Origin of the sequence: Crocosphaera watsonii WH 8501, from assembly GCF_000167195.1 — a bacterium.
Classification (GTDB): Bacteria; Cyanobacteriota; Cyanobacteriia; order Cyanobacteriales; family Microcystaceae; genus Crocosphaera; species Crocosphaera watsonii.
The window spans coordinates 121745-136356 of sequence record NZ_AADV02000006.1 but is presented as its reverse complement, the minus strand read 5'-3'; the positions used below and the strand labels follow the sequence as shown (position 1 = coordinate 136356).

The following is a 14612-nucleotide window of genomic DNA, read 5'->3' as shown; positions in this document are numbered from 1 at the left end:
AATCGGACCGGGGATCACGCATCCTCACCAGTGACTGCTATAGTGCCTACTTTAGACAAAGTGCCATGGACAAACAGAAATGTCTGGCACATTTAGAACGAGAGTTAGAGTCCCTTAAAACCAGTCGTTTTCAAGCGAATCGAGAATTTGCTGCCGATGTACAGCAAGTTTTAGCAACCGCCCGTATCCATTATCGTCATTATCATGCTCGAAATTTAACCCTTGAAGACTTAGGCTCCAAAAGAACAGAAGTCGAGAACTCACTGCAAAAGATTTTTAAAGCAACTCCCAAAAAAGGATGGCCTTATGATGCACAAAGATTGATTAACCGTCTCAAACGTCATTGGGAAGAGTGGTTCACCTTTCTAACTTATCCTGAAGTCAAACCAGATAATAATGATGCTGAGAGAGCTTTACGTCCCATTATCATTCACCGCAAAGTAAGTGGGGGAGCAAGAAGCGACTGGGGTGCAGAGTTAGTCACCCAAATGTTCAGTTTTTTAGAGACCATGAGATTACAGGGGCAAAATGCCATTGTCCAATTATGCGAATTATTTTCATTAGCTGGTCGGAGTCCCCCAGGATTAGAGATGTAAAAGGCTCCGGAGCCGATGGGGGATAGATTTTTCTTGATCCCCCTATCTCTCTGCACAAAAATACACAGGATTAGCGGATAATCTCCGCTAACAAAAAACTATCTTACTATTCTTTTTTTTCTCATATTGTTGTTTTTATTTGAGGTTTTTAAAAGACTTGATTCTGGGAATGTTAGTCATTAAAATAGCCGTAATAAATTAGCTTAAATTTTACGCTAAATCACAGGGCTTATATTTTTGTTGACTCAACTGATGTTGTTTGTAGTGCTTTTCAATAAGACTTTTTTGTTGCGGTGAGCAGTTACCAAGCAACCATTAAACCTGTCATTCCGATGATGGTCAACTTTTGAGTGATAGAATTCATGATTAAGCAGTGCAAAAAAGGATGTAAGCTCAAAAATACTGATCTTTATTCTAACACTTCTAAATTTGAGTGGCATATATTTTTACAACTCTAAAATAAGATTAATGATATCTTCAGTGCGATCTCGACAGAGATCCGCGTAGCGGTGCGCCTATTTTGTAGGGTGCATTACACTTCTTTAATGCACCTTATTTAATTAAAAATATTAACTATTTTCTTGATGGTAAAGGAATCTCTTTTTTACCACTATTATAAACTGTCTCTATCCATAATTCCCTTGCTTCTTCAATATTAATAACAACTTCTTCTAAGGTTTCCCCTTGAGTTATACACCCTGGTAAGTCAGGAATTAAAGCGGTATATCCTCCTTCATCTTCAGGATAAATTGAAATAGGATATTTAAGGTATAAAAAATAGTCTAGATATAGATTTTGTGACTCTTTATTGTGTTTCATTTTTAACTTACCATCACGTTAGATTCTGTATCAGTAACCGTGAGTTTTCCTGAGATAGATGAGGTGTTTTTGACAACAATTTCTACATCCTTACCTAACGCTTTCAAAAATCGAATTAAATCATCAGTAGAAAATCTTAATAATTTTCCTTTTTCTAATTCTATTACTTGAGAAGGTTCTATGCTTAATAATTGAGAAATTTCTTCATCAGTCAATTGTCTCTGCTGAATAATTAAATTAATTTGTCTAGTCAATTCAGCTTTAGCTAACATTTCATCAGCATTTTCAAAGCCTAAGTCTTCAAAAATGTTTCCACTACCAGGGCAGAAATTAATGTCTTGATTCATGATTGATCCTGCTACTTAAATATTAGTTAGAATAATAGTTTTGATATTTCACTCTTACTTAACACTAATGTTACTATTTAACAATCTTTTAGCCTTATTTAAGCGATATTGATACAAAGGAGAACGTCTATTTTCTTCCTCTAATTGAGCAATAATATCATCTAAGATTAAAATTTCAGCATCCATTCGCTGACAAAGTGCTTTAACTTTAGCTGAAGTTGCTTTAATTTGTTCCATATCAGGGGTAAATGGTTCTTGTGTCATGGTAGATTCCAATTCCTTTTTTCTTCTCTAATGGTAGCTTCTGACGCTGCTATATTAGCTTGTGATTCTTCGATAGACCTATCTAATAGCTCTAGCATAGCATTACTAGCTATGGGTTGAGAATCAGCAATTCTTAATAATAGTGTATAAAATCGTGAATAATAAGTATTTGCTCTTTCTCTAATGTTATCAAGATCGTTAAGAGAGACAATAGTTTGTTCTGTTTCTCCATAACTTTCTAAAAGCATAAAAGCGGTTGCTGTTGTTTTGTGAATAATTGATAATAGTTGTCTCTGTAATTCTAGAACAGTTATGGTAATTTCTGGTGGTAATTCTGCCATTACTAAATTATCTTAAAACTTAATTAAATAATTAAGGTGGGCATTGCCCACCCTACTATCTTATTCTACACCTTCAATTCTGTCCTCAACTTCTTGATACAACTCTTGTAATCTTTCTAAGTTTTCTTCGGAGGTTTCCCAATAACCTCGTCCGTTAACTTCCAGTAATGTACCGACCATTTTACGGAAAGAATTAGGGTTTAAATTCATCAGACGTTTACACATTTCTTCGTCTTCAATGAAGGTTGTATTTACGTCTTCATACACCCAGTTATCCACTGCGTCTGCGGTTGCACTCCATCCCATTGTATTCACTAACCGCTTAGAAAGTTCCCTCACACCTTCGTAACCATGAGATAACATTCCTTCGTACCATTTAGGGTTTAATAACTTGGTACGTGCATCTAAACGAACGGTTTCAGACAATGTACGGACTTGTGCATTAGCAGTGGTTGTATCCGCAATATAAGCAGAGGGTTTTCTGCCATCATCTCGTAATTTTGCGACAACTTTTGTGGGATCAGAGTCGAAATAATGGGACACATCTGTTAAACTAATTTCCGAAGAATCTAAGTTTTGGAAGGTTGCATCTGCCGTTTTTAACGCTGATTCAAACACTTTGCGGTTATCTTTCATGACACCAGGGTTATCTGAATCAAACGCGAAACTTTTACGGTTGAGATACATATCCTGTAACTCTTTTTCTTCTTCCCAACTGCTATTTTCTACCGCTAAGTTAACGTTAGAAGAGTAGGAACCAGAAGCGTTGGAAAAGATACGGGTAGCAGCTTCACGGAGGTTAATTCCCATGTCGTCTGCTTGCTGTATTGCGTGTTTCCGAATATAGTTCATTTCGATGGGTTCGTCTGCTTCTGCTGCCATTTTAACCGCCTGATCTAAGAGGTTCATTTGGTTAATAAACAGGTCACGGAATACACCAGAACAGTTGACTACCACATCAATACGAGGTCTTCCTAATTCTTCGAGAGAAATTAATTCTAACTTATTGACCCTTCCTAATGCGTCGGGTACGGGTTTAACTCCTACCATCCACATAATTTGTGCCAGGGACTCACCATAGGTTTTGATGTTATCTGTACCCCATAATACACAAGCAATTGTTTCGGGATAATTACCCCCATTATCGATTTTTTGACGGGCAATTAAACGATCTACTACTATTTTTGCCGACTTGACCGCAGCTAAAGTTGGAATAGACTGCGGATCTAAGGCATGGATGTTTTTACCAGTAGGTAAAACGTTGGGGTTACGGATAGGATCACCACCGGGACCAGGTAATACATATTCCCCTTCTAATGCTTTTAGTAACCCTCCTAACTCATTATCGGCACAAACCTGTTCTAAACAGAATTCGAGATACTCAAACAGGGGTTTTAACCTATCTTGATCAACTTCTGTGTAACTTAAATCGTGTAAAGTTTCCACCCAAGGGGCTTTTTTTCCCATGTTGAAAAAGTTAAGCTTGGATACAAGGGATACCCTTCCTTCTGCATTTATCTGGGCTTTTACTAAAGATGCTACTGCTTCACGGGTTGCTAAAGTGATTTTTTGTAGCAGTTCCACATCTTCTAAAATACCCCGATCGCTGTTTTGATAGACTTCCTCAATGTCTCGGTCTAAACTATCAGCAATAATGCGAGGTAAGGAGGTAATTTCTTCCTCTTCTCGGTCTAAAGATGCGATATTTACCAAAGTTGCGATCGCTTCTTCTGCGGTGGGTGGTTTACCAATAATATGAAGTCCACATGGTAATAAACGGGATTCAATTTCCATCAGTTTTCGATAAACCAAACCGACAATATTATCCCGTTCTTCTTGGTTCATATCTTTAGCATCTACATCAGGAAGTTCAATATCCTGATCTAAATTAACTAAGCGACATTTATCCATGATGGTGTTAACAATAGGAACACCACGCCCCCCGTCTTTTAAGGTTTGATAAGAACCAATTAACTCACTTAATTCTTTCAATCCTTTGTATAACCCTGCATTTTCAGCCGGTGGGGTTAAATAAGAGATGGTTTCTGCATAGCTGCGACGTTTAGCAATGGTCGCCTCACTGGGATTATTTGCCGCATAATAGTATAGGTTAGGAATGCTACCAATGAGACTATCGGGATAACATTCACCAGACATTCCCATCTGTTTTCCTGGCATAAATTCCAAAGATCCGTGAGTTCCAAAATGGAGAACTGCGTCTGCTTTCCAAACTTGGTTTAAATAGGTGTAATAAGCAGCAAACCCATGATGAGGACTGGCGGATCTTGAGAACAGTAACCGCATGGGATCGCCTTCATAACCAAAGGTGGGTTGTACCCCAATAAAGACGTTACCAAAGTGTTTACCATAGATGAGTAAATTTTGTCCATCGCTGTTTAAGTTTCCTGGTGGGGGTCCCCAGTTTTCTTCTAAACGGACGGAATAAGGGGTTAAGCGTTCGTATTGTTCCACGGACATACGATGGGCTATATTTAACTCAGGAGAAGCGTATTCTGCCTGTGCGTCGTGGATCACAGCTTCCATCAAAGCTTTGGGAGAGTCGGGGAGATCCTGAAGGTCGTAACCATTTCCCTGTAAAGCCCTCATTACCTCATAAATAGACCCAAATACGTCTAAATAGGCGGCTGTTCCCACATTTCCTTTATCGGGAGGGAAACTAAACACAGTAATAGCTACTTTTTTATCTAGTTTAGGCTTCTTCCTTAAAGTAGCCCATTTCATCGCCCGTTGGGCCACTGCTTCGATGCGATCTTGAAGTGCGATCGCCCGTCCTGTGTTTCCGTCCCGTCCTGAGAGTATAATGGGTTCGATGGCACCGTCTAACTCAGGGATGGCTATTTGTAAGGCAACTTGGATGGGGTGTAAACCCAGATCGCTTTCTTCCCATTCTTGGGTGGTTTGGAACACCAAGGGTAAGGCACACATATAGGGACGGTTAAGGCGTTTTAAAGATTCTATGGCCTTGGGATGGTCTTGACGCGCTGGACCCCCCACTAAGGCAAACCCTGTCAATGATACCACTGTGTCAACTATAGGAACTGCTTCGACACCTTTAATACTCTTGTCCGAGAAATAAGCTTCTACTGGTTTAGAGAAGTCCAAACCTCCGGCAAACACAGGTAGCACTTTTGCCCCCATACATTCTAATTCTTGCACCATTGCTACATAATGTGCATCGTCTCCGGTGACAAGATGGGTTCGTTGTAAAATGATTCCAATGCAAGGGGCCAGGGGATCTTTTAAGTCCTCGGAAATGTCGCTACGACTGTTATACCATTCAAGATAGGAAGGGACATCTTCAAACATCTGCATGGATAAAGGATGCCATATTCCCATGTCAGGATAAACCACAGGGTCTTTGTAGTCAACCTGTTTATCCTCGAACATATCGGGATAGGAATATTTATGGGCCAACATGACTAAGAAGTTTTCTAAGTTTTCAGAAGAACCACCTAACCAATATTGGAAACTTAACATAAAGTTGCGAGCATCTTGCGCTTTTTCCACCGGCAGATACTTAAGCACTTGAGGCAGTGTCCGCAATAACTTTAACATAGCATCCTGGAAACTTGCCCCAGAATTTTCCTTGCGTTTGCGCATAAACTGGGCGATCGCACTTTTGGACTGTCCCAACTGGGCCATGGAAAAGCTACCCAACTTATTTAAGCGCATTACTTGGGGCATTGAAGGGAATACCACAATCGCATCTATATTATCACGATGGGGCTGTACTGCTTCAACCACTTTATCTGCTAAGTCTTCGATGAAGATTAAAGAAGCAATAAATAAGTTGGCTTCTGCCACATCTCGCTTAAATTCTTCGTAATTTTCAGAGTTTCTAAGTTCTTCGATGAAATAACCACTGATTTCGATTGCTAACTTAGGATTATCTTTATTAATAGCATTAACGGCTGCGGAAAGGGAACTCTGATACTGAGGTTCTAACACCACATAGACCACCTTGAGCAAAGAACGACCATTGGTTTCTTCTGGAACGATATGGCGAATGGTGGACTTGACGTTGGTAAACATATATGGTATTGCTCCTGTGTTTTTATTAAGGTCTGAAACGGTGGGGACTCTGGCAACATCGGTTAAGAAGATTACTTGCCAAAATTAATTAGCTCTCTATGTGTTTTTATCAGAAAACGACACCCTATGGAGCGTTTTATCGATGATTTGACACATTTTGTAAAGAAAAATGAAATATTTTGTTACAAATATTGACAAATTTACTGAGTGTTTACTCAGTTTTAGTTTTACAAAAATTATTTATTTTATTATTGACAAATTTAGTATAAAGTGTGTATAAAATTTAATTGCTATAATGAAAATGAATTGAATGACATTAGGCGTTAATTATCATTGAACAAAATCAATGTATCATGGATATTGATGAAGCTATCAAGGAACTTGAGAATAGTAAAAACATTCGCTTTTCTCGACTAATGAAAATTACAGAACGTTTTTTTGATAAACCTAGAAATAGAGGATCAAGTCATTATCCTTTTAAAGTACCTTGGCAGGGAGAGCCTAGAATTAATTTACAAAAAGGAAAAGATGGCAAGGCAAAACCTTATCAAGTGAAACAAGTTAGGTTAGCATTAATAAAGCTTCAAAAAATAAAACGAGGAGAAACTAATGATTGATATTTTAGAATACATTAAAAACTATTCTTATCTAGTTGAATTTTCATCAGAAGATGATGCTTATTTAGCCAAGTGTTTAGAATTGGGAATTATGGCACATGGTGACAGTCAAGAAGAAGCAATACAGGAAATTAAAGAAGCGGTTAGGGTTCATTTATTGATGTTACTAGAAGATGGTGAACAAATTCCAAAATATAAGTCAATTATGGTAAACTTATAATTAATATAAATTAATCACGATAAATCATTAAAGCTTTATGGTTTCTCAATCACTTTCAGATGAACTAATTTGGCAAGATATACTAACTCAGTCATATCTAACAGAAATTTTAGATGTTAAGCTTAAGCGTAGTAAAGTGAAAGGAATTGATAGGTTGAATATCTATCAGTTTTTTAAGCAATCTAATCAACATATTGACAATATTCAAACCAAATGCTTACAAGGAAATTATAGGTTTTCACCCTATCTCGAAAATTTAAAATCTAAAGGAAAAGACAAAAAACCTAGAGTTATCTCTATTCCTACTGTACGAGATAGAATTGTTTTGTTGGCACTCAAAGAACTTTTGGTTAAAATTTTTCCTGAATGTGTTCCTAAAGAACTACCTAATACATACATTAATGACATAAAGAATCTTATCCCTAACTTAGAACTTGAATCCACTAATATTATTAGAACTGACATAAAAAATTTTTATATTTTTTATGTCATTATACCATATATTCAGATGTTAATTCGATCTTAATTAATGATAATAAGGACAGAATACAAACACATTGTTCTCAATGAGAATCACATTCCTATTATCGAAGGAACAACCTTAAAATTCGTAGAGTTAAAGAGTGATTATCAATGATTATATTTCTAAATAACCTTCAAAAACAGTTCTGGAGATTATTCCTGCCTCAGAACGACATTATTATTACCCTGACGGTCAAAAAAAATTGTTTAGAGAATATTAAGCTTATAATATACTCTTAAGTTGTTGTGTGTGGGAATAAAATGCTTAAACCACTTAAAAATAAACGTCCTCTTCTGATTCTATCTAGTCTCGCGTTACTAGGTTCTATCAGCACTGTTGCCCTAACTCCGAAAGTCTTAGAATGGTTTGAAACAAGACAACAGGCAAAAATCGAAACCGCCCTGGAAGAAGACATTAACCAGCCATCTCTTGTCTTAACCCTAGCCGAAGTTCCAGAAAAACAAAGACGAGAACAACTAGAAGCGATCGCGGCTTCTAAAAATCTCTCCTTAGAAAGAAGTAGGGCCCGTTATTTGTTAGCTAGTGATCTGCTCAAAGAATACGAAGGTGGGCCAGCTTTACGGCAACTGGAAAGGTTAGAAAAAGAATATCCTCCCATGAAGCCCTACATTCTCCTTAAAAGGGGTCGTGGTTACGAGCTAAGCAATGAAACTGACTTAGCTCAAGCAACCTGGAAAGAACTAATAGAAACCTATCCCGACTCTTTAGCCTCTGCCAAAGCATTATATAAACTGGGAAACTATGACCCTAGTTATTGGGATCAAGGGATCGAACGATTTCCCCAACACCCCAATATTCAAGCAGTTATCCGTCAAAGGTTAAAAGAAAACCCCAAGCAACCTCAACTATTGCTGTTATTAGCAAAATACGCAGCCAATGATCCCCAAAGCAACCCCATACGCGATCGCTTAGTTAACCAATATGCGGCACAACTTACCCCCGAAGACTGGCAAATAATCGCCGATGGTTACTGGATAGTCAACGACTATTACAAAGCGGCGATCGCTTACCAAAAAGCCCCCAAAACCCCCCAAAATTACTATCGCATTGCTAGGGGACAGCAACTACAACCTCGAGGTAATAACAGAGAAACGGTGATCGCCGCCTATCGTCAACTCATGTTTGGCTTCCCTGAAGCGGAGGAAACAGCCTTAGCCCTGAAAAGATTGGCTCAATTATCCCCTCCACAGACCGCTATAACTTATTTGGACGAAATTATCAAAAAATTCCCCGAACAAGCCCCGGATGCTCTTTTAGAAAAGGCTAAATTGCTCGATAAACTGAATGGGGGTGCAGAAGCGGCCGCAGTTCGTCAAAACCTTTTATCTGAATATGCCAACTCCGACGCAACGGCAAAATATCGTTGGCAAATGGCTCAACAAGCAGCAGAGAAGGGAGATGCCCTCGAAGCTTGGACTTGGGCCCAACCCATCACCACCAATAACTCTGATAGTTCTATTGCTCCCAAAGCTGGCTTTTGGGTAGGGAAATGGGCGCAAAAATTGGGTCGTATCCAAGATTCTCAATCTGCTTTTCAACACGTTGTTGCCCGTCATCCCCAATCCTACTATGCTTGGCGATCGGCGGTACAGTTGGGCTGGAATGTGGGTAATTTTAATAATATTCGTCAAATGTTGCCCCAAGTCAATAAACCCACCAGCCGTCCTCTTCCTCCTGCTGGTTCTCCCATGTTTAAGGAGTTATATCGTTTGGGAGAAGATCAGGATGCCATTACTTTATTCCAAGCAGAAATCGGCTATAAACCCACCTTAACCGTTAATGAAGGGTTTACGGATGCTTTATTAAAATTAGTTCAAGGAAAAAATCTTCAGGGAATTAATCAAGTTTGGTTTCTTCAGAAAAAAGATGATCCCGAACAACAAAAAGAATGGCAAGAACTCAGAAAAACTGATAAATATTGGCAAACATTGTTCCCTTTTCCTTTTTATGATCCCATTACCGAATGGTCTGATCGTCGTAAACTAAACCCTCTTTTAGTTACTTCTTTAATGCGTCAAGAATCCCGTTTTGAACCAGAAATTAAGTCACCAGTTGGGGCAACTGGTTTAATGCAGGTAATGCCCGCAACGGGGGAATGGGTAGCTAATAAAATTAGTTTAGAAGATTATTCTTTAACCGATCCTGATGATAATATTAATTTAGGAACTTGGTACTTAAATTATACCCATTCTAAATATAGTAATAACTCTTTATTAGCCATCGCCAGTTACAACGCAGGACCGGGTAATGTTTCAAAATGGGTGAGAAGATATCAAGTTAGTGATCCTGATCTTTTTGTGGAAAAAATACCTTTCCGAGAAACAAAAGGATATGTAGAAACTGTCTTTGGTAATTATTGGAATTATCTAAGGATTTATAACCCAGAAATTTCTCAATTATTGGAAAGATATAACAAATAACCAGTTTTTCAGTTATCAGTGAACAGTAACCAGTTATTAATTATTGGTTTCTTGTCACTGCTGACTATTCTCTATATAGTTAAACAGGTAAACTAAAGCCATTACCCTTGAGATACTTTAATTTAGTTCATTCTTGATAATCAGTATTAATAGTTACTTCGAGGGTATTTTCATCTACTTCTATATAAATAACATTAGGGCGACAACATACCTGACAGTCCTCAATATAAGATTGATAGTTGCCGGAACTAATATCTATAAAAGTTGTACTAGATTCTCCACAAAAAGCACAAGTATAGTCTGCTGTTGTTTCCATAGTTTTTTACTATCCTTAATTTTTTTCTCTATAACGACATTCGGGTTCAGGAAAATTATACGGACATTCTAGGTAAAGCATTTTTCCTTTGCGATCGTCAGCCCGACAGTTAAGCCACCCGTTATTATTGCTATCAACCCCTTCGCATTCAATGGCATTGAGACTATAACCTCTGGCAAATAATCTCAGTTTTTTCTCAGCGGTTTGTCGAATTTGACGACTTTCTGGGTTTTCTAAGAGGTTAGAAACAGAAATGATCAGAATTACGGCGATTATTATCACCGCAATTAAAAGGTTAACCGGATCAAAGAAAGACGGTTGATTTTCCTTTGAGTTATTCACCGTAACACCGATAAGAATCTAATTCTCGTAATAAAGAAAATGCAGCACTTTCTGACTTAGCAATAGGTTGAAGTCGATCTATCACCTTGGATAGTTGATCCCCAGTGGTTGGACTTTCTAGCAAAGGAACCTCGGGAAAAACTTGAGAAAAAGCTTTAATTCTTTCTCTAGTTTTCCAGGGTAACGGAATTAATTTTTTTGTTTTCATTGGTCTAACATCTTCTGTGAATTGTTGGTGCAGTCGTATAAACCAGATAGATAAGAATTCAAGGGACTTTTTTGGTTAGTTAAAAAGTTAGAAACGGCTAAGGAAATAACTTCATTAAATCCTAACGGGGCATGATTTTCAATAAAGTTCGTGAGTAAAACATAGGTTTCTTCTGGTATTTCGACTTCAAGAGCGATAGTAGTTTTCATGTCTTTTCCTCACAAAGATAACAATATAATGGATAAACTTGGTATCATTTTATTATATAGAGCATAGTTTTAAACAAGCTACATTATTGAGATATACTGAATTATTTATTCTTGAGAAGAACCAAGTAATAAAAAGACGCACTAATTATAAATAGATACGTTTATTTTCCTAGAGATTACCTCCGACTTATGTATATTAACATAGGATACAAAAAAAGTGATTATAAGTTTTTAAACAAGAATTAACCGAATACTTTTCCCCATGAATTCCCAAAAGTCTATTATTTGGTTTTTTATTGTTGAAAAGTTAGAAAAGGCTGGGGAAAATTTAGTGGAATCTGTGGAAAATCCTCATGAGGGTGTGAAAAAAATTTTGGAAATCAAGAATGAAAATTTTGGTTAAGAAGAGAGGGATAATTTTAATTTTGATAGTACCTTTGTATGTCGCTAATGGAGAATAAGGCTTGAAAAGTTAACCCTTGACTGTCATAAAAAGCGGACCCTCCTTGTTCTCGATCCACCAAAGCAAGAATTGTATTAACGGTGTAGCCAACGGCCCGTAATCTTTCAACGGCCAACATAGCTGACTTACCAGTTGTGACTACATCTTCTAAGACAACCACCGTCGCCCCTGGGGAAAGAGTTGGCCCTTCGATATAAGCTTGGGTTCCGTGTCCTTTAGCTTCTTTGCGAATAATTAAGGCAGGAATGGGGCAGTTTTCATAAGCAGACACCACACTGACCGCACTAACAATAGGATCAGCCCCCAAGGTTAACCCGGCCACTCCTTGAGTGTTGGGGGGCAACATGGATAATAATAAGCGTCCAATAGCCAAAGCCCCATCAGCCCTCAGTGTCACCTGTTTTCCATTGATATAGTAACTACTTTTCTGACCGGAAGACAGGGTAAAGTCCCCTTCTTTGTAAGCTAACTTAACGAATAAATCTAAAAGATAGGTGCGTAACTCTGATAAATCGGCAGTTGCAACGGAAATCATAGAAAAAGTACCACAGGTGACATTAACAATGATAAAACTTAATTAACTGAATCGGGCAATCTTCAGACCCCAACAGAAAAATTAGCTAAAATACGGGTGGTTAGTTACCCTGACCTATCTTTTAGTTAAATTGATTGTGAGGAGATGAAACAAAAGTGTACAAATCTTTGTTACCTGCTTTGATAGTGGGTTCTGCCTTAGTTAGTAATGTTAGCTACGCCGAACCTGTTCCTAACTCTTACCCTTCACAGACGGCTCAACAAACCCAGGAATTGTCACCAAATAATAACGTTCCGGCTCAAGCTTACGATTATCAGACTATACTGCAACAACTTAGTAGTATTCAACAATTAAGGGATGTTTCTCCTACAGATTGGTCTTATCAAGCTTTGAGAAGTTTAGTGGAAAATTATGGCTGTATTGTCGGTTATCCCGATCGCACTTATCGGGGCGATCTCGCCCTGACTCGGAATGAGTTTGCCGCAGGTTTAAATGCTTGTATGGAGCAGTTAGAGCGGCGTTTACTCGAAGCGAGGAATCTGGGTTCCCCAGCTTATCAAAATACAGCACCTGAAATTCAAGCTATCCCCACAGATCGCGGAGAGCATTTTTCCCACGTCATGGATCGGGCGTTTTAGGTGATTTCCGAGAAAGCTTTTCCCATAGGGGGTAATCGCTTGGACTAAAGGCTTTCAAGAAATAAAAGGAACAGAGAGTTAGCGGATCTTGGTACACAACTTTAAAATTTCATAATTGGCTTGTCTGAAAAAACAGAAGAAATAGATTAAAATGAAGAGGTAAAAAGATTAGAGAGAGTAAATTGAAGCTAAAACAGACAAATCATCCCTTAACCCCGTCGATGGTCGATGATTTACGTTTAGCAGCCTCAAAAATGACGGGAGCAGAGCGTCGTTCATTTCAAGCTGAAATGTGTCTCAAGTATTGTGGAGGAAGTGCCAGACAAACCGAAATCGTGTTTGGTTGGGGGAGAAAAAATGTTCAACTTGGATTACATGAAAAACGAACTGGGATAGTGTGTTTAGGATTACAATCAGTCAATAGTGGATGTAAAAAATGGGAGGAAAGATACCCAATAGTTGCCCAATCATTGAAAGAAATAGCCGAAGCTCACGCACAACAAAACCCCACATTTAATAACCCCATTGCCTATACAAGATTAACGGCGGCTGAAGCCATTAAACAATTAAGAAATCTAGGATATAATGGAGAGGAGGTTCCTGCTGCTTCGACAATGGCAGATATTTTAAATCGTTTGGGCTATCGATTAAGAAAAGTGGTAAAAGCTAAACCTAAAAAAAAATCTCGGAGACGGACGCTATCTTCGAGAATATAGAGAAAAAAGATAGAAAAAAAGACCCTTCTGTGAAACGTTTAAGTATGGATTGTAAAGCAACTGTGGAAATAGGAGAATATTCACGTGGCGGACAAACCAGAGGTTATAATCAAGCTCAAGATCATGATATGGGAACTAAAGAAAAATACGTTCCTTGTGGGATTGTAGATGAAGATACAGGGCAACTTTATGTAACTTTTGGAAGTTCTTATAAAACGAGTGATTTCATGGTAGATAACTTGGAGCAATGGTGGACAAGTCTGAGTATAAATGAAAAGCAGCAACTAGAGAACATCCAAATTAAAGTTGATAATGGACCAGAAAATAGTGGAATAAGAAGGCAATTTTTGAAGAGAATGGTAGAGTTTGCCGACCAAACTAAGAAATCTATTCAATTACTATATTTTCCTCCTTATCACAGTAAATATAATCCCATAGAAAGATGTTGGGGAATTTTAGAGAGGCATTGGAACGGAACACTTCTGAGAAATGCTCAAACGATGTTAGCTTGGGTAAAAACTATGACATGGAAAGGCTTAAATCCGATAGTTAAGTTAAGTAAAAAAGTTTATCAAAAAGGCATTTCTTTAACGAAAAAAGAGATGAAGGAAATTGAGAAACGTTTAGAACGTAATCCTCACTTACCTAAATGGGATATTTTGATTAGACCCAGTTAGTCTAAAAAGTTAATAAGAGTGTAAAATTAAGTGAATTTCCTTTTTAAAAATAGTCAAAGCTAATTTAAAAGTTAGCGTATTTCTTTCTTTTAGATAGGGAGGTTTTTGTTCGCGGAAAGTATCCGCGAACAACTTTTTATTTTTCCCTTTTCGCTTATTTGAGATGTTCTACAAACAGATTCTGAGAATGGGTGGGAAACTTTTTCTTGGAAATCACCCAAGCAAGAATGTGAGAGTTTTCTTGTTCAAGGGGAGGCAGTTGTTTTTTCAGTTCTGTAAAACTCTCT

General features: G+C 37.9%; 16 protein-coding genes and 1 pseudogene. 7 read left to right on the top strand and 10 right to left on the bottom strand.

The window, feature by feature from the left end; genetic code table 11:
* The coding region (locus CWATDRAFT_RS11400; protein ID WP_007305147.1) for an IS66 family transposase at positions 1-596 on the top strand (596 nt) is incomplete at its 5' end.
* A gap of 573 nt (positions 597-1169) precedes the next feature.
* Here the strand turns inward: CWATDRAFT_RS11400 and CWATDRAFT_RS11395 are convergent.
* From CWATDRAFT_RS11395 to CWATDRAFT_RS11375, 5 genes are read right to left on the bottom strand one after another with little or no spacing between them, the layout of a single operon-like run.
* Positions 1170-1415 (bottom strand): type II toxin-antitoxin system HicB family antitoxin, encoded by a 246-nt coding sequence (locus tag CWATDRAFT_RS11395; protein WP_007305146.1) that lies wholly within the window; start codon positions 1413-1415, stop codon positions 1170-1172.
* Positions 1416-1417: 2 nt separating this feature from the next.
* On the bottom strand, positions 1418-1762 hold the full coding sequence (locus CWATDRAFT_RS11390) for a helix-turn-helix domain-containing protein (RefSeq protein ID WP_007305145.1): 345 nt from the start codon (positions 1760-1762) through the stop codon (positions 1418-1420).
* A gap of 54 nt (positions 1763-1816) precedes the next feature.
* Positions 1817-2026 carry a hypothetical protein gene (locus tag CWATDRAFT_RS11385; RefSeq protein WP_021835916.1) on the bottom strand — a complete coding sequence of 70 codons (210 nt, stop codon included), beginning with the start codon at positions 2024-2026 and terminating at the stop codon, positions 1817-1819.
* Positions 2023-2367 (bottom strand): hypothetical protein, encoded by a 345-nt coding sequence (locus tag CWATDRAFT_RS11380; RefSeq protein ID WP_007305144.1) that lies wholly within the window; start codon positions 2365-2367, stop codon positions 2023-2025. The genes CWATDRAFT_RS11385 and CWATDRAFT_RS11380 overlap by 4 nt, the downstream gene beginning before the upstream one ends.
* A gap of 60 nt (positions 2368-2427) precedes the next feature.
* Positions 2428-6420, bottom strand: a complete 3993-nt coding sequence (locus CWATDRAFT_RS11375; protein WP_007305143.1) for a magnesium chelatase subunit H — start codon at positions 6418-6420, stop codon at positions 2428-2430.
* 353 nt (positions 6421-6773) lie between these two features.
* Between CWATDRAFT_RS11375 and CWATDRAFT_RS11370 the strand changes: the two genes are divergently transcribed.
* The 4 genes from CWATDRAFT_RS11370 to CWATDRAFT_RS11355 all read left to right on the top strand — a co-directional run bounded on the left by CWATDRAFT_RS11370 (position 6774) and on the right by CWATDRAFT_RS11355 (position 10221).
* Positions 6774-7037 carry a hypothetical protein gene (locus CWATDRAFT_RS11370; protein ID WP_007305142.1) on the top strand — a complete coding sequence of 88 codons (264 nt, stop codon included), beginning with the start codon at positions 6774-6776 and terminating at the stop codon, positions 7035-7037.
* Positions 7030-7257, top strand: a complete 228-nt coding sequence (locus CWATDRAFT_RS11365) for a type II toxin-antitoxin system HicB family antitoxin (RefSeq protein ID WP_007310420.1) — start codon at positions 7030-7032, stop codon at positions 7255-7257. The genes CWATDRAFT_RS11370 and CWATDRAFT_RS11365 overlap by 8 nt, the downstream gene beginning before the upstream one ends.
* Before the next feature lie 37 nt (positions 7258-7294).
* Positions 7295-7783 carry a reverse transcriptase family protein gene (locus CWATDRAFT_RS11360; RefSeq protein WP_007305141.1) on the top strand — a complete coding sequence of 163 codons (489 nt, stop codon included), beginning with the start codon at positions 7295-7297 and terminating at the stop codon, positions 7781-7783.
* Between the two features lie 257 nt (positions 7784-8040).
* The gene (locus CWATDRAFT_RS11355) at positions 8041-10221 is read left to right on the top strand and encodes a lytic transglycosylase domain-containing protein (RefSeq protein ID WP_007305140.1); all 2181 of its coding nucleotides are present in this window, start codon (positions 8041-8043) and stop codon (positions 10219-10221) included.
* Between the two features lie 127 nt (positions 10222-10348).
* Here the strand turns inward: CWATDRAFT_RS11355 and CWATDRAFT_RS11350 are convergent, their stop codons facing one another.
* The 5 genes from CWATDRAFT_RS11350 to pyrE form a co-directional block, all read right to left on the bottom strand.
* Positions 10349-10537: a CPXCG motif-containing cysteine-rich protein gene (locus CWATDRAFT_RS11350; protein ID WP_007305139.1), complete on the bottom strand. Its 189-nt coding sequence runs from the start codon at positions 10535-10537 to the stop codon at positions 10349-10351.
* Between the two features lie 15 nt (positions 10538-10552).
* Positions 10553-10879, bottom strand: coding sequence for a hypothetical protein (locus CWATDRAFT_RS11345; RefSeq protein ID WP_007305138.1), 327 nt, complete (start codon positions 10877-10879; stop codon positions 10553-10555).
* Complete coding sequence (locus CWATDRAFT_RS11340; RefSeq protein ID WP_021830013.1) at positions 10872-11087, bottom strand: hypothetical protein; 216 nt, start codon at positions 11085-11087, stop codon at positions 10872-10874. Before CWATDRAFT_RS11340 ends, CWATDRAFT_RS11345 begins: the two co-directional genes overlap by 8 nt.
* Positions 11084-11296 (bottom strand): DUF2811 domain-containing protein, encoded by a 213-nt coding sequence (locus CWATDRAFT_RS11335; RefSeq protein ID WP_021830014.1) that lies wholly within the window; start codon positions 11294-11296, stop codon positions 11084-11086. The genes CWATDRAFT_RS11340 and CWATDRAFT_RS11335 overlap by 4 nt, the downstream gene beginning before the upstream one ends.
* A gap of 419 nt (positions 11297-11715) precedes the next feature.
* A complete protein-coding gene (gene pyrE, locus CWATDRAFT_RS11330; protein WP_007305137.1) occupies positions 11716-12294 on the bottom strand; it encodes an orotate phosphoribosyltransferase in 579 nt (192 codons plus the stop codon).
* A gap of 155 nt (positions 12295-12449) precedes the next feature.
* Here pyrE and CWATDRAFT_RS11325 point away from each other — a divergent pair, with 155 nt between their 5' ends.
* On the top strand, positions 12450-12932 hold the full coding sequence (locus CWATDRAFT_RS11325) for an iron uptake porin (protein ID WP_007305136.1): 483 nt from the start codon (positions 12450-12452) through the stop codon (positions 12930-12932).
* 221 nt (positions 12933-13153) lie between these two features.
* Positions 13154-14325 (top strand): annotated as a pseudogene (locus CWATDRAFT_RS41745) (ISAzo13 family transposase).
* Positions 14326-14612: the final 287 nt, after the last annotated feature.